Source organism: Psychromonas saccharinae, assembly GCF_051201515.1.
Classification (GTDB): Bacteria; Pseudomonadota; Gammaproteobacteria; order Enterobacterales; family Psychromonadaceae; genus Psychromonas.
Genome location: NZ_CP195153.1, coordinates 3406514 through 3425080 on the forward strand (window position 1 = coordinate 3406514; position 18567 = coordinate 3425080).

Consider the following 18567-nt stretch of genomic DNA (forward strand, 5'->3'; position numbering starts at 1 on the left):
GCTAGTGACCCGCAGGGCAAGACGAGAGGCAAACATCTTCGTTGTTATAAAGTCTCGATTTAACCCGTTAGATCTTCACCTTTATGCCTAGAATCTGCTCACCTCTCGTCTTGCTGATTTCTGCATCTTGAATGGTAACGGGTATAAAAAGGTATTTAACTGTCGGCAAAATTCACTAATTGCTGACAAAACACATCGTTTTCAGTCATAAACGGGGCATGGGAGGATTGAGTAAAAATATATTGTTTACTATTCGGTAACGCCTGAGCCAAGTCTTTACTAACCTTAAGAGGCACAAGCCCATCTAACCGCCCATATAAACGCAACATCGGCACGGAGATCTGTGCGAGTTGCTCACGAAGATCAACATCCGACAGCATTTTCAATCCCGCTAATAGTGATTCAGGATTAGGGGTTGGACGTGATAAAACCGCTGCTTTTAATTGTTTTATATCCTCGCGAGCAGTCGGACTGCCCATGACTTGCAATCCCATAAAGCGATCAATTGTCCCCTGAAAATCCTCCATCAATTGCTCGGTAAACGCACCCAATACATGCGGTGCAATACCGCGCCACATTACCGGCTCTTTCACCGCTGAAAATTTAGGAGAACTAGCAACAGTCACCAGCTTATTAACATAACAGGGATAATGTAACGCCATAAAAGTAGCAACTAACCCACCCAGTGACCAACCAACCCAAATCGCATTTTTAGGCGCATCAATCATTAACTGTTCAGCAATTTCATCTAGGTTCGTCGCATTACAATGCGCACTGTGCCCATAACCCGGTAAATCAACGACATGGACACGAAAGTTATGTTCAAGTTGCGCAACCGTCTGTTGCCATACTGCACCGTTCATCCCCCAGCCGTGTATTAATACAAGGTCTTTGCCCTGCCCGCTGACTTGCCAATATAATCCGTGATTCATGGTGCTGTTTAATTTCCTAGGTGATTAACTGTCGCAATAAATGCTTCAACATAAAGTAAACAAAAAAGATAAGCAAGTCTGGTACTTAAACCAGCAATACCTTGATTTACCGATTAACATACACCTTACTCATTTGCTTCTCTCTGTCATTTTACAGCTCTTCCTCTTCCAAATAATTGAAATTAGCTTTATCTTCAATCAATTTCTAAAGTCCAAAAAATGCATTGTAATAGCGTGTTTATAACATCAGAATGGAAGGGATAAAACTAAAATAAAACAATACGTTATACAACTTAATGGAAAACTGCATAAATAGTATTATTGTACTATCGCTAGCCAAGCATAAGTCTTAGTTAGAACCTGAATTGGTATTCATTTACTCAATATAATGAACACTTAATTTTTGTTAGCTTTCAAACAATAATATCCTAAGCGACACAAATCCCCCTTCAATTGTCGTATTCCTTCCAATATCTCATCCAAAATGAACAAATAACAATCAAAATGAAGATAAGCCATTGGTATAAACATTGCTTAATTAAGATATTATAAGCGTGTATTGTATAGCCAACCTATTAATAATAAGAGATTTTATGAAGAAGCTAATCCAAATAGCTTTTAGCATTTCACTAACACTGAGTGCTTTGATTTCATTTCATGTCAGTGCTAAAACATTTACATTTACCGCCATTCCCGACGAGGATGAATCACAATTAAGAAGTCGTTTTGATAAAGTTGCTCTGTATTTGCAGGAGCAATTGGGGGTTGAAGTAAAATATATTCCCGTAAAATCCTATTCTGCTGCAATTACCGCCTTTAAAAATAATCAGGTGCAACTTGCTTGGTTTGGTGGTTTATCCGGTGTTCAAGCGAGAAAACTCGTTCCTGGATCGCAAGCCATTGCTCAGGGGTATGAAGATCAGTTTTTCGTTAGTTATTTTATTGCTCATCAAAGTACAGGCTTAACACTCAGTGAAGATTTTCCTGATATTACAGGAAAAACATTTACTTTCGGTTCAAAGGGATCAACTTCCGGTCGACTTATGCCGCAATTTTTCATTGAGCAACATTTAAACAAAAAAACCAAGGATATTTTTAAGCGAGTTGGTTTTTCTGGCGATCATAGCCGTACCATTGCGCAGGTTCAATCGGGCGCCTATCAGGTTGGCGTTTTGAATTATAAAGTTTGGGAAAATACCTTAGCAAAGGGAAAAATTGATACAAATAAGGTTAATGTAATATGGAAGAGTCCAACTTATCCCGATTATCAATGGACAATTCGAGCGGGTATAGAAAAAGATTTTGGGGATAATTTTGTTGAAAAAGTACGTAGGGCGTTACTTAATATGAATGATCCCGATCTGTTAAAGAGTTTTCCTCGTTCCTCATTTGTTAAAGCAACCAATGCCGATTATCAACCCGTTGAAAAAGTAGCAAAGCAAATCGGGCTTATTGATTAATGCTCACACTTAATAATCTAAATTTATATTATAACAAATCAGCGTCTTCACGAAGTGAACATTCAGAGAACGCAACTCAAGTCATTTATGACTTGAGTTTAACAATTAGTGAAGGTGAAAAAATTGCGATTATTGGCCCCTCCGGAGCGGGTAAATCTAGTTTATTACTGCATCTTTATAAACAGTTACAAACTAAGGCCGCGCTTTGCTCACAAAACCTTGGGCTTGTTGATAATCTCAGTGTTTATCACAATATTTTTATGGGCGCTTTGGCAAGGCATCATTGGCTAGTTAATTTAATTAACTTATTTAAACCTTTTAAACAAGATCTTAATAATATTAATCAGCTCTGCCGTAGTTTAGAGTTGGACGTGCCCTTAAACAAAAAAGTGGATAAATTATCTGGCGGACAACGCCAACGAATTGCATTAGCGCGTTCTCTTTATCAGCAAAAAGAGGTATTTATAGGGGATGAACCGTTTTCTGCATTAGATCCTCTAATGGCATCGAGATTGTTAAAATATATTATTGAGATGCATGGCAGCGTTATTATAGTTATTCATGATAAAGAGTTAGCCATGAGTGCATTTGATCGTGTTATTGCGCTTGAAAATGGTCAATTAGTATTGGACAGTAAAAAAGCCCCCATTCGAAAAGAACAGTTAGCTCAACTCTATCAATCTAGTTCAGTAGCGTAGTGTTATATGCAAAAAAATAATTATTCAAATTTCTCATTAGGTTATTGGCAGACTGTTACCTTTTCTATATTTTTATTATTTTTAATTGTTGTTCCCTTTTCTGATATTGAAATTGTCACGTTTGATCCTCTGATTGAGTTAACGCTTATGGCTAAAGGGTTAATTTCACCGGATTTTTTTGCTACTGAATACTTACTACAGGCAATTGTTCAAACGGTAAACTTCGCTATTATTGGTGTTTTTCTTGGCGTTGTTGTTGGGGCGCCATTCGCTTTAATCTATCAACATCCTGTCGTTTCAAGTTGCTGTTCTTTTTTACGCGCAATTCATGAAATCTTTTGGGCACTGCTATTTCTGCAGATCTTTGGCTTATCTGCGATTACTGGCATTCTCGCGATAGCTATTCCCTTTGCAGCTACTTTTGCACGCGTGTTTAATGATATTATCACGCAATCATCCGATGATGCGTTAATAAGCATGGATAGCCAAGTGGATAGGATTAGCCGGTTTAGCTATGGAAAAATTGCGCAGGTAATGCCGGAATTAATGAGTTATACCCGTTATCGCTTTGAATGCGCGCTGCGTAGTAGTGCTATTCTTGGATTTGTTGGTATGCCAACATTAGGGTTTTATTTGGAAACTGCCTTTAGGCAGGGAAATTATAGTGAGGGCGCGGCTTTATTAATTATTTTTATTACCATGATTGGTACGATTCGTTATTGGTGTCCTTCTAAATTGATTATTTTGTATCTTGCTATTGCCTGTTTTACCTTGCCCGAGATTCCCGCCATAAATGGCCAATTAATCGTAAACTTTATTAGCAAAGATATTTTACCTCCTGCCTTTGTAAATGTAGAACATCTAAGCTCAGTGCCGTGGTCTTCTTTCTATTCCTGGTTTATAGATATTATAACCGAGCAAGCGTTACCGGGTTTACTTAGCACCGTGACATTAGCCATTTTGGCACTAGCAGCAACTTTGCTAATGACTTTGATCGCACATACTTTTGCGAGTAGGCATTTATGGTGTCGACCGATTACTTGGCTTGGTCAATTTTCGCTGCTCATTGGCCGTTCAATGCCTGAATATATTTTAGCATTTATCTTTTTAATTCTTTTTGGACCGTCAATGTTACCGGCGATCATTGCATTAGCAATACATAATGGTTGTATTATTGCCTACTTATCGGTTAAACAAAGTGAGCAATTCAGCGCACAGCAGCTCCCGATGAGTAAATTTGATCAATTTAATTATCATATAATCCCTAATATTTATCCCAATATGATGGTATTGCTTTTCTATCATTTTGAAATTATTGTGCGGGAAACAGCGGTATTTGGTATGTTAGGGATTATGACATTAGGATTTTATATTGATAGTAATTTCAGTGAAATACGCTATAGCAATGCACTGGTCTTGATTGTATTTACCGCTTTGATTAATGTACTTATTGATAAAATATCAAGAGCAGTATTGCAACAACCCCAGACAACTTATGCAAGTTGCTAAATTAGATAATTAGGTATTAATTTTCACTTATGTTCTTTTCTACTTTCATCTTTGTTAATTATAAAAATTAAAAACCTCCCCCCTCTCATTTATGCCTGCATCTTACACGAGAGACACTTTATGACACAAACCGCGATTCCTTGTCCAATATTATAATCAAGCATTTCGGATTATATTTTAGGGATAATGCCCTTACTAACAATTGATCCAATACCTTGCTAATGGATTAGGAAAAATATTACCCATAACTATTTTTTCAAATTCCCCACCATTAGACTCAATGATTTTACGTGATGCCGTATTATTGTCATCGGCAGTGAGTAAAACTTTATAGAGTCCTAACTGTTTTGCTCTTGGAAGTGCTAATCGAAACATCAATTTTCCATAACCTTGGCTACGATGTGATGGCGCGATGTCATACCCTATATGCCCAGCTTCTAGCGATAGAAATTCAGTTTCGATATTATGACGAATGCGGATAGCTCCTAAGATAACGTTATCTGAATTTACGAGCCAGAAATGGCTGCATGGAACATAACCTTCAGGCAAGTTAATCCCATTTTCCTCATCGAGCAAATCCTTAATATATTTTGAAAAATTAGATTTACCTTCAAGGTAGTACTCTGAGTTTTCAACATCATTGAGAAGAAAATCGTTACAGAAATGGGCAAATGCAGATTCGAGCTCTAATGTAGGTGTAACTAATTCCATGCTAACTTCTCCGATAAGGTATAACGCCATTTTGAATTGAAAATTATGATTAATTTTAATCACAAAGCGATGACCAGTCATCGTTTTTCTATAGATACTTATTCCGCGACAAGACAAAAAACTAGATACGTTTTGCCAATTTTTTTACTTTTCTCAACCATTTAACTCTTTGTTCTTCGGTCGAATTTAACACGGGAGCAAAGTATGTTGATGATAAGTTTTTAATACCTGAGAAGCCTAACACTGCATTTTTTAATTGTTTATATATCAAATTTCCCTGTATATATTTATACCAAAATACGGGGGTATCTAAAGTAAAAATCAGATCCGAAGTACGCCCTATTAATAGTTTTTCTAAACCACCCTTTTCGTCTTTATACTTAAATGCGAAACCAGGTAGAAAAGTTCTATCGATAACACCTTTAAATTTTGCAGGTACATTGCCCCACCAAACAGGGCTTATAATAACGAGATGATCACACCATTTTATCTGTTCTTGAAACTTCAATAAATCAGGCTCTAAAGGAAGTACGTTATCGTATCCTTCGTTTAGGTTTAGTTCAAAGTTCATATTCGAAATTGCGATGCTTTGCACTTCATGCCTTACACCTGCAACTTGAACGTAACATTCAGCAATAGATTTGCACATGCTATGTGATTTTGGATTAGCATTGATAATAAGAATTTTTTTCATCATTTACACCATATTAAAAAACGAGAAATATAGTGTAAACTCTCACCTATAGGTTAGAGTCAAGCCCTTTCAAACATCTAATTATTGATTCCTGATATTTCTGTATATTAATCTTTTTATTTTCTAATTCCTGAATATCATGTTCTATCATGGCATATTTCTTATTGAGAAATTCATTCACTAACTCCCAATCAAATTCTTCTTTTGTATTCACTAAATCGACTATTTCAGAAAGATGAATGCCTAATTTTTGTGCTTCTTTAATTATCTTTATGAGTTCGATATTCGTTTTACTGTAAACCCGATACTTTCCTTTTCTTGAAATTTTTAACAAACCAAGTGATTCGTATAATCGTATCGCTCTTTGCGTAGCACCTGATAATTTAGAGGCTTCACCAATTAACATAAAAACTCACTTATTAGATTAAAATGGGCATATATATACCACACTACCTCAAGATGCTTTGTCAGACGAAAGCTGGGATGTCTGAGCAAGAAACATCATGAAGTAATGGTTATTCCCTTTACGATGGAATTAACAACTGCTGTATTTCGTTTAATTTTTTAACTTTGATGACGTCACATGGTAAACCATTATCGGCATGAGATCCCTGTAAATAGCTGTGATTGAAAAATGATGACTAACAATATTCTCAAAGCTGTAAATTAATTCGAAGCAGAAAATAAAAAGGCTATCAAGCAATTAAACTTGATAGCCTCAGATGACTTAACATAGTCAATATAACATGCTCACAATACTGACCATTGACACATAAAGGGACTTACAAATGCCTCTGTGGACTTTTTAAAATCCCTTAAAAATCAATAGTGAGTAATGATCTTAGCAATTACATTCCCATGCCGCCCATTCCACCCATTCCGCCCATATCAGGCATTGCAGCTGGTGCATCAACAGGTAGCTCAGTGATCATACACTCAGTTGTAATCATTAGACCTGCAACAGACGCTGCAAATTGTAATGCACTACGGGTTACTTTAGTTGGATCTAGAATCCCCATTTCAAGCATATCGCCGTATTCGCCGGTTGTCGCATTGTAACCGAAGTTGCCTTCACCCTGTTGAACATTATTTGCAACAACAGATGCTTCTTCACCACAGTTAGATACAATTTGACGAAGTGGAGATTCCATTGCACGTAATGCAACACGAACACCTACATTTTGGTCATCATTATCACCTTTAAGGTCTTTTAATAAACCAGCAACACGTACTAATGCAACACCACCGCCGGCAACAACACCTTCTTCAACCGCAGCACGAGTCGCATGTAATGCATCATCTACACGGTCTTTTTTCTCTTTCATTTCAACTTCAGTCGAAGCACCGACTTTAATCACTGCAACACCGCCAGCTAGTTTCGCAGAACGTTCTTGCAATTTTTCTTTATCGTAATCAGATGAAGACGCTTCAATTTGTTGTTTAATTTGATTTACACGAGCACTGATTGCTTCTTCTTCACCAATACCATCGATAATAGTCGTTTCATCTTTGTTGATAACAACACGTTTAGCTTGACCAAGATCTTCAAGTTGAATTTTTTCAAGGTCCAAACCAATCTCTTCAGAGATAACAGTACCTGCGGTTAAGATTGCGATATCTTGTAGCATTGCTTTACGACGGTCACCAAAACCAGGTGCTTTAACTGCTGCTACTTTCACGATACCACGCATATTATTAACAACTAATGTTGCTAATGCTTCACCTTCTACATCTTCTGCAATGATAAGTAGTGGTTTAGATGCTTTTGCTACAGCTTCTAATGTAGGTAATAATTCGCGAATGTTACCAATTTTCTTATCAACTAACAGAATAAATGGACTTTCAAGTTCAACGGTGCCCGCTTCTTGATTGGTCATAAAGTAAGGAGATAGGTAACCACGGTCAAACTGCATACCTTCTACTACGTCTAGTTCATTTTCTAGGCCTTGACCTTCTTCAACAGTAATAACGCCTTCATTACCTACTTTTTGCATTGCAGCAGCAATAATCTCGCCGATTTCAGTATCAGAGTTAGCAGAAATTGTACCTACTTGCGTAATTGCTTTTGAGTCAGCACAAGGCGTCGATAATTTTTTAAGTTCAGCGACTGCTTCTTTTACCGTTTTATCGATACCGCGTTTAAGGTCCATTGGGTTCATACCCGCAGCAACGGCTTTTAAACCTTCAGCAATAATAGCTTGTGCTAGTACTGTTGCGGTTGTTGTTCCGTCACCCGCTGCATCATTAGTTTGTGATGCAACTTCTTTAACCATTTGTGCGCCCATATTTTCAAACTTATCTTCAAGTTCGATTTCTTTCGCCACAGTTACACCATCTTTAGTGATGTGTGGAGCACCAAAACTTTTATCGATAACAACATTACGGCCTTTAGGACCTAGTGTAATTTTGACGGCATTAGCTAATACATTTACACCATCTAACATTTTAATGCGTGAATCGTTACCAAATTTAACTTCTTTTGCAGACATTTTTATTTTCCTTCAATTCTTTAATGAAAAGTTTTTACTTAGTTTATTAATTATAAACAACCCACTTTATCGAGGTTGTTTGCAATATTAATGGTCGGTTATTCAACAACCGCTAAAATATCGCTTTCACTTAAAATAAGAACTTCTTGGCCTTCTATTTTTTCTGTTTTTAAACCATAGCCTTCACTGAATATAACAATATCTCCCACTTTTACATCAAGTGGTTTAACTTCACCATTATCTAATAGACGACCTTTACCCACAGCAATAATTTCACCGCGTGTAGATTTCTCTGCAGCACTACCAGTTAATACGATACCACCAGCAGATTTAGTTTCTTGCTCTGTACGTTTTAGAATGACACGGTCATGTAATGGACGAATAGTCATGATTTCTCCTTAAAAAAAGTAATAGACATTTGGGTTAAAAACTAGATGGGGGTAAAGAATTAATTATCAAGTGGACAGAGAAATTTTTTTTAAAAACAAAAAAAAGCCTGTAACAAATACAGGCTAAATAATTCGGTTATGGGATGATTATATTGTTAACCTTTTCTGAGACATTTCATTGATGGTTTTATTTATTTCACTCACAACCATCATAATATTTTTTTCATTTTTCTGAAATTGGTAGGCAACAACTTTCCCATCAATAACTCTTAATCGGCCTAAACCAGCAATGAATATACGGCCATTAAAAAAACCTTTTACAAATTTTGCGATCTGACGAGGCTGATATTTCTTAAAACTTCTTAAGGTTATTGAATGCTTAATTTTCATGATCCCTCCTTTAATAGAATACAAATACTATCATTACATTTTTTTATGACAATATAATGACCACCAGACTTAATCACTTATAAATTATATGGATTAGAAACTCAGCTTATATAAAGATTAAATATATTTGTATGACTAACGATCTGTTCTGTGATTAATCTCCGTTATTTATTCTCTTATCGTCTTTTCGTTCAAATTCCCCTTCGATAATATCGCCATCATTAGCATGTCCACCAAAAGGTCCCCCTTTCTGAGAAAAACCTTGCTGACCAGACATAAAAACATTTGACTGAAATTTGGTGTTAGTTAAAAAGAAATGTGCAATCTTTTTTCTTAATGTCGGCTGCAGTAATAATAAGCCAGTAATATCGGTGACAAATCCCGGTGTAACAAGTAATACGCCCGTAATTAAAAGCATAATCCCTTCGATTAATTGCACTCCCGGCATTTCACCAACGGACAGGCGTTGTTGCAACTCATTAATAAGTTGAACACCTTGGCTGCGAACCAATATTGACCCAACCATGGCTGTTAAAATCACTAATAATATAGTTGGCCAGGCTCCTAAAAATCCACCAACCTTAACTAAGACAAATATCTCTAACAATGAAACGCTGGTAAAAATCAAAAATAATCGTGCGAACATTTATACTCCTACTAAATTAAAGTTTTTCCATTTGGAGGGTACTATGTTTACCTCCCTACAAACAAACTACCTGAAGTTATATCAAGCAACAAGTTAGAAAATATATTTATGCGTATATAATCAAACTTCAATGTAAATGAGTTATCAGCGCTCGGGGTTACGCACTTGTACTTTGGTTGATTGTGAATATTTGGCAGTACTTTCAGAAGTAAGTTCACTATTAATTTCAATCTTCACGCTTCGAAAAGTCGCATTAGCATTAGAAACAACGCTCTCGGTGAAACGTAATTCGGTTATCTTAATAAATTCTTTGTCTGACAGTGCCTTCCAATATCCAGAGTCGTAACAATTAGCCGCTAAGGGATCTAGCCCCGTACCAAATTGAATTTCGTGACTAGAAGGCTTTAACCGAATGCCCATTCGATTCGCACTAGTTATTGAGCTTGAATCGTCGTGATTATAATAATAAACAATACAATTCTGACTATCGGTATTAATCGTGTCGACGGTTTTATTCGCCCCGCTACCGACCATAAAAGCCCTGCCACCATAGCCGGCTCGCCTAATATCTGTTTCCATCATATACATGATCGATTGTATATCTGCCCGTAATCTAGAATATTTTAAATTTTTAGTCCCAGTAGCGACACTAATAACATATAAGTTGACCACCATCGCTAACAAAACACCGCCTAGCAATAACGAAATAAGCATTTCAACTAATGAAAAACCGGCATTTATTTTCAACATTTTTTGTACCCCAATTGATCTTTTTCAGGAGCACAAATCCGAAGCCGCATTGTTGACTGAATCACTTTTAATTTTAAGCCATTCGTTCCCGAAAGCGTGATACTACCGGTGTTTATACCAAAGCGCATTGGGCTATAGGATGCTTGTTCGCCACTAAAAGTAATATCAGCAGCAGAAGTCAGTAATGTTTTACCATCGGCGACATCCTCGATAACTTCAATACCATCAAGTTGACACGAGTTAAGAGTAAAACAATCACAACCGGAATTAGCACTCATGGCCATTTTCCAGTTATCTGTTGTGCTTAACTGGCAAAATTGTACATACACTTTATGATTAAATTTAACAGCTTGTGTGTTGGCTAAACGGAGAAAATGATAAATTCGTTCGGTACGATTGATTAACGCTTGTTGAGAAAATAGACCACTATAGGAAGCAATACCGATCGACATTAAAATAGCGAGAACAGCAAGGCTAATCATTAATTCAATTAACGTCAGCCCACCATGTTTACAATAATTACTTATCATCCTTGATCTCCAATGTTATGCATATTTATTACCAATCAAGATGCTTTTTGAATAATAACGCGTATCCCCTAGATCGTACTTTTTACTCTGAACTATGTTTAAATAGCTTTTAATTCTTTTTCAAAAACAGTGTATTTATCTTTAATATCATCATCTCGTGCATCACTTTCAATCACACGAATACACTGCTCTACCAATACCTTCTTAGTTGAAAAACTCTCGGTCGTTGGCCAGCCTTTTACCATTGATTGTGCGAGACAAAAAGATGTTTGAAAATGATTTGGTAGTATTTTATGCGCTTCTAAAAAGAGAGAAGTTGCGGCAGGATATAAACCATTACTATAAAGTTGAAGAGCATGCTCATTAAGTTTGCAAAGCTGAATAATTTTGCTTTTATGTTCACCGTAATCTTTTTTAAATAATAAAAACTCACTCATTTCATCGATATCATTACTTTGAATAGGTAATGGTATTGATGTGAATATTTTATTGTATTTTTCATAATCACCACAATCAAACCAAGCATTTGCAAGTGCAATTCCACTATTACGACCACAATCGATTATCATTTCATGATCGCAGCTATTCAATAATTTAATCGCTTCTTTTAATTCACCTCTAAAAGTAAATATACGTGCTGAAACAACTTTCTCTAACTCAGCACATTTTTTCTTATCAAAAACTTGTGCTGCACTTTTTACAATAGGCAATACTTGAGAAAATATTTTTGCTTGTTGAAGTTGATTTCCATCTTTCGCAGTATCAAGCAAACAATGGATATAAGTAAAATGATGATCGATATTTTCGTGCACAGAAAAACGCGTATTCTCAAGTAAACCTTTAAAACAACGCAGTGCCATTTCATGGTCATGTTCTAGTAAAGAGATATTGGCTAACGCGCGTTGCCTTGGTATATTTTTAGGGGATAACTTAACCGATTCGATTAGTATTTTTTGAGCTTGTGAAAAATTTTTATTTTGAGCATAAATACTCGCTAACCAATTTAGCGCTTCAATTCTAGTTTCCTTTAACTCACAAAGCTGAAGTAATAATACTGAGGACTTTTCATAATCACCAAGATGGTAATATGCAATTGCTTTACCTAATTTAGCCCAAGAAAAATCACGCTTTGCTAAAATAGATTCATATAGTTGGAGTGCTAATCGAGGCTCCTTCAAACGAAGTAGGATCTCTCCTTTAATACGCATAATAACTAATAGATATTGGCTATTATTCTGACTCACGTTCGTACATTCAACTAGCGCTTTTTGATAATTATGTTGTGCAAAAGCATCATAAATATTGCCTAATATCTTACGTTTACTTAATGCTTTCACTAGGCGGTTTTCTAATTTTTTATAAGAAAAGGGTTTTAATAAATAATCGTCAGGTTGTAATTCGACTAAACCATGTATGACTTGTAAAGTCGTTTCTGCGCTTAGCATAATAAAAACAGTATCACTTTTTAATAATCCCTTTAATTTTAATTCCTCAAATAATTGATACCCATCTTTGCCTTTTCCTAAATTAAAATCACAAAGAACAAAATCAAATTTAGTCTTCTGACATAGTTCTAATGCTCTATTACCGTTACCCGCAACTGCAATTTCTTTACAACCCAACATCTGCAACATGCCTTTTACAGCGCTTCGTATCGTATCAATGTCATCAACAACTAAAACAGATTGTGTAGAAAAAAAATTATTCGGCAACGTCATTATTTTTTAATACCTTCGTTCCAGATAAAAGGGTTAATACCAATAGTAATAATTAGTTGATCTATTTTGCTGGTTAAAATAGTTTATTTCTTTGTTGAAAGTTTCGTTAAGGGAACAACTATTTACATCAACTTTTGCCTCAAACTAAACCATTTTTCCAGCGCAAAATTTAGATCACATATTTAATCCAATTGGTATAACAAAGCAGTTCAATAAAAAAGCAGTTCAATAAAAAAGCAGTCTCATTAATTAAAGCACAACTTAACAATTACGCTACATTTCATGAACAAATGTTTATTTTTAATACAAATAAATAACTGGGGAGCGAATAATTATAGCGGGTTAGGGAGTTACGAGGAGCACATTAATATTGCAATTTAAGTAGGTAAATACATAAATTAGCATCACTAAGAATATTGAAATAATTTATTAACGACAAATAAAAACGCACCGATAAACGGTGCGCTTTCAAATCAGACTGATGTTAAATTAATAATTAACATTAGACATGAAATAATGACTCAATTGAAAGCCCTTGTTGCGATAAAACATCTTTTAATGTTTTCAGTGCTTCAACTTGAATTTGTCGTACACGTTCTCGCGTTAACCCTATTTCTTTACCAACATTTTCTAATGTAGCCGCTTCATATCCTAATAAACCAAAGCGCCTTGCAAGGACTTCTCGTTGCTTTGGATTAAGATCTTCTAGCCATCCAACAATACGTAATTTCATATTGTCGTCTTGAAGCTCATGCTCAGGTGAAGCTTCCTTTCGGTCAGGAATAATATCCAGCAATTCTTTATCCGAATTATTACCGATGGGAATATCAACAGAACTAATGCGCTCATTTAATTTTAAGATCTTAGAGACTTCTTTAGGTGAGACGTTTAATGCTGCTGCAATATCTTCTGCAGTTGGTTCGTGGGTTAGTTTATGTGCAATTTCACGTGCAGTTCGTAGATACACATTTAATTTTTTAACAATATGGATGGGTAAACGAATAGTGCGTGTTTGGTTCATGATTGCACGTTCGATTGTTTGTCGGATCCACCACGTTGCATAGGTAGAAAAACGAAACCCTTTCTCAGGATCAAACTTTTCAACGGCTCGAATAAGTCCTAAATTGCCTTCTTCGACGAGGTCGAGTAAAGATAGACCACGGTTATTATAACGTCGTGAAATTTTAACAACTAAACGTAAATTACTTTCAATCATACGCTTACGAGCTACTTCATCACCTCGTAAAGATCGCCGAGCATAATAAACCTCTTCAGGAGCTGTCAATAACGGTGAAAAACCAATCTCACCAAGATAAAGTTGAGTTGCATCCATTACTTTGAAATCATGGCCATCAGCTGCTATATTTTCATCTGATACCGTATGTGTATTCGTATCCTTTGCTACTCTTTCAGCTATTTTTTCCATAGCTCCCCCTATTAATAAGGCTTATACCACTTTTTGAAGTTAACCGTCATTTTATAACAATCTTTAAAATTTAAGAATTCGTTCTATAGTGTATTACTTTTACTTACGAGCTAAATATTTTAATGGATCAACTGACTTCCCTCGATAACGGATCTCAAAGTGTAAATGAACACTATCGGTACCACTATCCCCCATTAACGCTATTTTCTGTCCCTTTTTAATTTGCTCATTCTCGCTTACAAGCAAACTTTCATTATGGGCGTATGCACTCAAGTAATCGTTGCTATGTTTAATTATAATTAAATTTCCATAACCACGTAAGCCATTACCAGCATAAACGACTTGCCCATCACTTGCTGCGTATATAGGCGTGCCGCGTTGATTTTCAATGCCAATCCCCTTCATACCTGCCTGTGAAGCTGAAAAGCTTTCAGTCACTTTTCCCTTGGTAGGCCAAGACCAGTTATTCTTTTTACCTGTATCAGTTACCACTTTTTTAGGTGCTTGTTGCACGGTTTTAGCTGGAACAACTTTCTTAGCAGGTACTGTCTTAACGACTTTTTTCGGTACTACTTTTTTCTTTTCTGGGATTGGTTTTTTCTCAACTGTACTGGAAGAATATCCTTTAACTTTTTCTAACACAACCTCTTTTTTGACTTTTTTTTCACCAACACTGACTAACTGTGACTTTTTAGATATTTTTTGTGAGTTTGGTAGGTTTTTAATTGGTCTTTTTAAATTGAGAACTTGTCCAGTATAAATTGTATAAGGAGGCTTCAAGTTATTATAAGTCGCAAGGCTTTTAACATCGCTAGATGAGTTCCATGCAATAGAATAGAGTGTGTCACCTTTTTTAACTTTGTAAGTATTATAATTCCCATTAAAGTCGATCACTTTAGCGGGCTTGGTAACTGTATTAGATGATTTTTTTGCTGATTGAACTTTGCTATTAGGAACGGTTACATCTGAAACAGGCGCTCTATAACTCGATGATGAACACCCAGTAACGGTCAAACTTATTAATATAATTTGAAAAAAATACTTCACAGGCAATCAATACTTCACAATAATATAAACAACAACAGCAAGTAAAATGGTTATCCACCCTAAGATATCGATATATTTACTCAATTTCTCTTCCATTTTCTCACCACCAAGAACCATTAAGCCTGTTACTAAAAAGAAGCGCAAACCTCTTCCTATTAATGCAACACCAAGGAAAGGTAAAAAGGCCATACTCATTACACCTGCAGTAATGGTAAATACTTTAAATGGAATGGGAGTAAAACTGGCAATAAATATGACCATCATTCCCCATTCAGAAAACCACTCCAATGCTGTCTGCATTTTATGTTGGTACCCCATAAATTCAATAAAGGGCAATACAACAGGATCATACAAAACATGACCAATATAATAGCCAATTGCCCCACCTAATACGGAGAACACCGTTGCACCGATTGCATAACGCCAAGCCAAGTTGCGTTTAGCAAGTGCCATTGGTGCTAACATGATATCAACTGGAATAGGCCAAAAAATAGACTCAATAAACGCAGTCATATAAAGAAAAAAAGGAGCATGCTTATGTTGGGACCAAAGCATTACTTTTTTATATAGCGGAGAAAATATTTTCACTCGTTAATCTCTTCTTATTAATCAATATGAGTCATTTGGTTATTTTAAGCATGAATTAATTCACGCAATACACTCGTTGCATAACATCCAGACGGTAAGTAAAAATTAACTTTAACACTGTTATCGTCCAACCATTCTGTTGAAAATTGTTCTGGAATTAATAATAAAGGACGACGTTCTTGCTTTAATCCATTTTTAGCTAATCCAGCTTGGAGCTCAGAGTAGCATGATAATATTTCTGTTTCATATTTTTTGCTATCCAAATCCGAAGTCAATTCGCCAGCGCCCCACAAAGGAGCCGTTAAACAAACTTCTCTGTTCTCTAAACGTTGTAATGTTTCAGCATTCAAATCCATTAATGGAAAGAAAGAACGGTTACCAACGAATTGCACGCAATCCCCTAATATAGGTTTGTCATAGACTCCATCTTTAATACGCGTTGAAATGACTTGATTAAATAAGTAACTACGTGCAGCGCTTAGGTAAATACCACGTTTAAAACGGTCTTTGATTTTACGTCCTTGAAACATCGTTAATGCAGCATTAACATTATAACCACCAAAACCAAAACGCTGTTCTCCAAAGTAATTCGGCACACCTTGTTGAACTAACTGTAATGCCTTTTCTAAGGCTAATTTATCACTCACTTCACGCAATACAATTGAAAAGAAATTCCCTGCAAGTGCACCTGTTTTTATTTTCTTATGATGGCGAATCACCTTAAGAATAGTGACACCTGGGGATTCAAACAAAGAAAAATCAGGTGTAATTTTCCCTGGAATATGGAGAGAAAACCATTGTTTTGTATCACCTTGGCGATCTTTCAAGCCCGCGTAACTGACATTGCGCGCAGGAATATCTGCAAATTTAGCCAATTGACGTGCTAAATATTGTGTATTTTCACCTATTTTTTGAACCCAAAGACACACATGCTCGCCTTCGCCGGTTAATTCAAAACCAAGATCTTCTTCTACATTAAAATCTTCACAGGACTGTTTAAACAATGCCTTACAGATCGGTTTTCCATATAAATAATTAAAATTTAGGCTAAATGTATTCTCTTCAATAACTTGATTCATTACAGTTTCTTTATTATTTTTTCGTTAATAGAATAACAGCATGGCAGGCAATCCCTTCAGAACGCCCCATGCTTCCAAGTTTTTCAGTCGTGGTTGCCTTAACATTAACATTCTCTACGCTAGTTTCGACTAACGTGGCAATTTGCTCAACCATATCACCAATAAATGGTGACATTTTAGGGGCTTGAGCAATAATTGTTAAATCAATATTACCAATCATATAACCACGTTCATTAACGTTCTTAAATACATCTTTTAATAATTCTCGACTATCAACCCCTGCATACTGAGGATCGTTATCAGGAAAATGGCGGCCAATATCGCCCAACGCTAATGCACCGAGAATAGCATCACAAAGTGCATGCAACGCTACATCACCATCGGAATGTGCTAATAAACCTTGTGTATAAGGAATTTTTATTCCCCCAATAGTAATGGGTCCTTGCCCACCAAATTTATGTACATCAAAGCCATGGCCAATACGGATCATAATTTTTCCTTTGTCTGTGAGCGAGATAAATATAACGCTGCAATTTGCAAATCTTCTTCTCGAGTAACTTTTAAATTATCACTTCGCCCTTCAACTAAATGAACGGGCAAACCACACATTTCAATTGCAGAGGCCTCATCGGTAATTAAATGTGGTTTATTAACAGCTAAAATAGCTTTCTGCAACGTCTTGTTTTCAAACATTTGCGGTGTCAATGCATGCCATAAGTCGTTACGTTCAACGGTTTTTTTAATCTGTCCGTTTGGATAACTCCGTTTCATCGTATCAGTGACTTTTGACGCTAAAATAGCCCCGGCATTGTTAGCACAAACGTAATTGATTAGCTTATCAATATCAAAATGCGTAATACAAGGTCGAGCGGCATCATGAACAAGTACATAGTCATTATCATCAATGACTTTTAATGCAGCAAGTACTGAATCGACGCGCTCATTTCCGCCTTCAACTAATCTTATTTTTGGATTTTTTGCGATATTTAAGGATCTAAACCAACGATCATTTTTAGCTATTGAAACAACCACTTGAACGATATCGGGGTGCTCTACAAAGGGATTTATACTGTGTTCTATAATGGTCTTGTCTAGTAGCTTTAAGTACTGTTTAGGTATATCTGCACCAACACGTTTACCAATTCCTGCCGCAGCGATAACAGCGACTAATTTTCTTTGAGTCATCTTATTAATCTTCTTTCGGAACAATACGAAAAAAGGTTTCCCCTTCTTTAATTAACCCAAGTTCATTCCTCGCTCGCTCTTCTGCAGCTTCTAAACCATCTTTCAAATCATCAATCTCAGAAAACATCATTTGATTACGTTGAATTAACTCTGCATTACTCGCTTCAATAATTTCAACTTCTTTCGTTAAGGCATGTTTATCTTGAAGTCCATTTTTACCAAACCATAAATGATATTGCAAAATACCTAGCAATAAGACAAGCACCAACATGAATAAACGCATATAAGAAAAATCCTGCACGAAGAGGTTACTATTAAAAATTCTA

Annotated in this window: 21 protein-coding genes; 3 read left to right on the forward strand and 18 right to left on the reverse strand. The window is 36.0% G+C overall.

Annotated elements, in window-relative coordinates; all coding sequences use genetic code 11:
- Nucleotides 1-155 precede the first annotated feature (155 nt).
- On the reverse strand, nt 156-932 hold the full coding sequence (gene bioH, locus ACR30L_RS15265; protein ID WP_435235105.1) for a pimeloyl-ACP methyl ester esterase BioH: 777 nt from the start codon (nt 930-932) through the stop codon (nt 156-158).
- Between the two features lie 593 nt (nt 933-1525).
- Between bioH and ACR30L_RS15270 the strand changes: the two genes are divergently transcribed.
- From ACR30L_RS15270 to ACR30L_RS15280, 3 genes are read left to right on the forward strand one after another with little or no spacing between them, the layout of a single operon-like run.
- Nucleotides 1526-2392: a putative selenate ABC transporter substrate-binding protein gene (locus ACR30L_RS15270; protein WP_435235106.1), complete on the forward strand. Its 867-nt coding sequence runs from the start codon at nt 1526-1528 to the stop codon at nt 2390-2392.
- On the forward strand, nt 2392-3090 hold the full coding sequence (locus ACR30L_RS15275; protein ID WP_435235107.1) for an ATP-binding cassette domain-containing protein: 699 nt from the start codon (nt 2392-2394) through the stop codon (nt 3088-3090). The genes ACR30L_RS15270 and ACR30L_RS15275 overlap by 1 nt, the downstream gene beginning before the upstream one ends.
- 6 nt (nt 3091-3096) lie before the next feature.
- On the forward strand, nt 3097-4599 hold the full coding sequence (locus ACR30L_RS15280) for a PhnE/PtxC family ABC transporter permease (RefSeq protein WP_435235108.1): 1503 nt from the start codon (nt 3097-3099) through the stop codon (nt 4597-4599).
- A gap of 195 nt (nt 4600-4794) precedes the next feature.
- On the opposite strand, the gene ACR30L_RS15285 is transcribed toward ACR30L_RS15280, so the two are convergent.
- From ACR30L_RS15285 to ftsB, 17 genes are all read right to left on the reverse strand, one after another.
- Nucleotides 4795-5310, reverse strand: coding sequence for a GNAT family N-acetyltransferase (locus ACR30L_RS15285; protein WP_435235109.1), 516 nt, complete (start codon nt 5308-5310; stop codon nt 4795-4797).
- Between the two features lie 121 nt (nt 5311-5431).
- Nucleotides 5432-6004: an NAD(P)H-dependent oxidoreductase gene (locus ACR30L_RS15290; RefSeq protein WP_435235110.1), complete on the reverse strand. Its 573-nt coding sequence runs from the start codon at nt 6002-6004 to the stop codon at nt 5432-5434.
- 46 nt (nt 6005-6050) lie between these two features.
- Complete coding sequence (locus ACR30L_RS15295; protein WP_435235111.1) at nt 6051-6410, reverse strand: MerR family transcriptional regulator; 360 nt, start codon at nt 6408-6410, stop codon at nt 6051-6053.
- 442 nt (nt 6411-6852) lie between these two features.
- Nucleotides 6853-8493 (reverse strand): chaperonin GroEL, encoded by a 1641-nt coding sequence (groL, locus tag ACR30L_RS15300; protein ID WP_435235112.1) that lies wholly within the window; start codon nt 8491-8493, stop codon nt 6853-6855.
- Nucleotides 8494-8591: 98 nt separating this feature from the next.
- On the reverse strand, nt 8592-8882 hold the full coding sequence (locus ACR30L_RS15305; protein ID WP_435235113.1) for a co-chaperone GroES: 291 nt from the start codon (nt 8880-8882) through the stop codon (nt 8592-8594).
- A 147-nt stretch (nt 8883-9029) separates the two neighbouring features.
- Nucleotides 9030-9272, reverse strand: a complete 243-nt coding sequence (locus ACR30L_RS15310) for a DUF1107 family protein (RefSeq protein WP_435235114.1) — start codon at nt 9270-9272, stop codon at nt 9030-9032.
- A gap of 154 nt (nt 9273-9426) precedes the next feature.
- The gene (locus ACR30L_RS15315; RefSeq protein ID WP_435235115.1) at nt 9427-9918 is read right to left on the reverse strand and encodes an FxsA family protein; all 492 of its coding nucleotides are present in this window, start codon (nt 9916-9918) and stop codon (nt 9427-9429) included.
- A 144-nt stretch (nt 9919-10062) separates the two neighbouring features.
- Nucleotides 10063-10668: a PilW family protein gene (locus tag ACR30L_RS15320; protein WP_435235116.1), complete on the reverse strand. Its 606-nt coding sequence runs from the start codon at nt 10666-10668 to the stop codon at nt 10063-10065.
- Nucleotides 10662-11198 (reverse strand): GspH/FimT family pseudopilin, encoded by a 537-nt coding sequence (locus ACR30L_RS15325; RefSeq protein ID WP_435235117.1) that lies wholly within the window; start codon nt 11196-11198, stop codon nt 10662-10664. The genes ACR30L_RS15320 and ACR30L_RS15325 overlap by 7 nt, the downstream gene beginning before the upstream one ends.
- 98 nt (nt 11199-11296) lie before the next feature.
- A complete protein-coding gene (locus ACR30L_RS15330) occupies nt 11297-12916 on the reverse strand; it encodes a response regulator (RefSeq protein ID WP_435235118.1) in 1620 nt (539 codons plus the stop codon).
- A 502-nt stretch (nt 12917-13418) separates the two neighbouring features.
- Complete coding sequence (gene rpoS / locus ACR30L_RS15335; RefSeq protein ID WP_435235119.1) at nt 13419-14342, reverse strand: RNA polymerase sigma factor RpoS; 924 nt, start codon at nt 14340-14342, stop codon at nt 13419-13421.
- 99 nt (nt 14343-14441) lie between these two features.
- Complete coding sequence (locus tag ACR30L_RS15340) at nt 14442-15389, reverse strand: peptidoglycan DD-metalloendopeptidase family protein (RefSeq protein WP_435235120.1); 948 nt, start codon at nt 15387-15389, stop codon at nt 14442-14444.
- Between the two features lie 6 nt (nt 15390-15395).
- The gene (locus tag ACR30L_RS15345) at nt 15396-15977 is read right to left on the reverse strand and encodes a YqaA family protein (RefSeq protein ID WP_435235121.1); all 582 of its coding nucleotides are present in this window, start codon (nt 15975-15977) and stop codon (nt 15396-15398) included.
- Nucleotides 15978-16021: 44 nt separating this feature from the next.
- Nucleotides 16022-17056 (reverse strand): tRNA pseudouridine(13) synthase TruD, encoded by a 1035-nt coding sequence (gene truD, locus ACR30L_RS15350; RefSeq protein WP_435235122.1) that lies wholly within the window; start codon nt 17054-17056, stop codon nt 16022-16024.
- 13 nt (nt 17057-17069) lie between these two features.
- The gene (gene ispF / locus ACR30L_RS15355) at nt 17070-17546 is read right to left on the reverse strand and encodes a 2-C-methyl-D-erythritol 2,4-cyclodiphosphate synthase (protein WP_435235123.1); all 477 of its coding nucleotides are present in this window, start codon (nt 17544-17546) and stop codon (nt 17070-17072) included.
- Nucleotides 17543-18241, reverse strand: coding sequence for a 2-C-methyl-D-erythritol 4-phosphate cytidylyltransferase (gene ispD / locus ACR30L_RS15360; RefSeq protein ID WP_435235124.1), 699 nt, complete (start codon nt 18239-18241; stop codon nt 17543-17545). Before ispD ends, ispF begins: the two co-directional genes overlap by 4 nt.
- 4 nt (nt 18242-18245) lie before the next feature.
- Nucleotides 18246-18524 (reverse strand): cell division protein FtsB, encoded by a 279-nt coding sequence (gene ftsB / locus ACR30L_RS15365; RefSeq protein ID WP_435235125.1) that lies wholly within the window; start codon nt 18522-18524, stop codon nt 18246-18248.
- Nucleotides 18525-18567 lie beyond the last annotated feature (43 nt).

What these genes read in the sequence shown, in the direction of transcription:
- bioH (WP_435235105.1), bottom strand. Translation starts at nt 932, where the DNA reads ATGAATCACGGATTATATTGGCAAGTCAGCGGGCAGGGCAAAGACCTT.
- ACR30L_RS15270 (WP_435235106.1), top strand. Translation starts at nt 1,526, where the DNA reads ATGAAGAAGCTAATCCAAATAGCTTTTAGCATTTCACTAACACTGAGT.
- ACR30L_RS15275 (WP_435235107.1), top strand. Translation starts at nt 2,392, where the DNA reads ATGCTCACACTTAATAATCTAAATTTATATTATAACAAATCAGCGTCT.
- ACR30L_RS15280 (WP_435235108.1), top strand. Translation starts at nt 3,097, where the DNA reads ATGCAAAAAAATAATTATTCAAATTTCTCATTAGGTTATTGGCAGACT.
- ACR30L_RS15285 (WP_435235109.1), bottom strand. Translation starts at nt 5,310, where the DNA reads ATGGAATTAGTTACACCTACATTAGAGCTCGAATCTGCATTTGCCCAT.
- ACR30L_RS15290 (WP_435235110.1), bottom strand. Translation starts at nt 6,004, where the DNA reads ATGAAAAAAATTCTTATTATCAATGCTAATCCAAAATCACATAGCATG.
- ACR30L_RS15295 (WP_435235111.1), bottom strand. Translation starts at nt 6,410, where the DNA reads ATGTTAATTGGTGAAGCCTCTAAATTATCAGGTGCTACGCAAAGAGCG.
- groL (WP_435235112.1), bottom strand. Translation starts at nt 8,493, where the DNA reads ATGTCTGCAAAAGAAGTTAAATTTGGTAACGATTCACGCATTAAAATG.
- ACR30L_RS15305 (WP_435235113.1), bottom strand. Translation starts at nt 8,882, where the DNA reads ATGACTATTCGTCCATTACATGACCGTGTCATTCTAAAACGTACAGAG.
- ACR30L_RS15310 (WP_435235114.1), bottom strand. Translation starts at nt 9,272, where the DNA reads ATGAAAATTAAGCATTCAATAACCTTAAGAAGTTTTAAGAAATATCAG.
- ACR30L_RS15315 (WP_435235115.1), bottom strand. Translation starts at nt 9,918, where the DNA reads ATGTTCGCACGATTATTTTTGATTTTTACCAGCGTTTCATTGTTAGAG.
- ACR30L_RS15320 (WP_435235116.1), bottom strand. Translation starts at nt 10,668, where the DNA reads ATGTTGAAAATAAATGCCGGTTTTTCATTAGTTGAAATGCTTATTTCG.
- ACR30L_RS15325 (WP_435235117.1), bottom strand. Translation starts at nt 11,198, where the DNA reads ATGATAAGTAATTATTGTAAACATGGTGGGCTGACGTTAATTGAATTA.
- ACR30L_RS15330 (WP_435235118.1), bottom strand. Translation starts at nt 12,916, where the DNA reads ATGACGTTGCCGAATAATTTTTTTTCTACACAATCTGTTTTAGTTGTT.
- rpoS (WP_435235119.1), bottom strand. Translation starts at nt 14,342, where the DNA reads ATGGAAAAAATAGCTGAAAGAGTAGCAAAGGATACGAATACACATACG.
- truD (WP_435235122.1), bottom strand. Translation starts at nt 17,056, where the DNA reads ATGAATCAAGTTATTGAAGAGAATACATTTAGCCTAAATTTTAATTAT.
- ispF (WP_435235123.1), bottom strand. Translation starts at nt 17,546, where the DNA reads ATGATCCGTATTGGCCATGGCTTTGATGTACATAAATTTGGTGGGCAA.
- ispD (WP_435235124.1), bottom strand. Translation starts at nt 18,241, where the DNA reads ATGACTCAAAGAAAATTAGTCGCTGTTATCGCTGCGGCAGGAATTGGT.
- ftsB (WP_435235125.1), bottom strand. Translation starts at nt 18,524, where the DNA reads ATGCGTTTATTCATGTTGGTGCTTGTCTTATTGCTAGGTATTTTGCAA.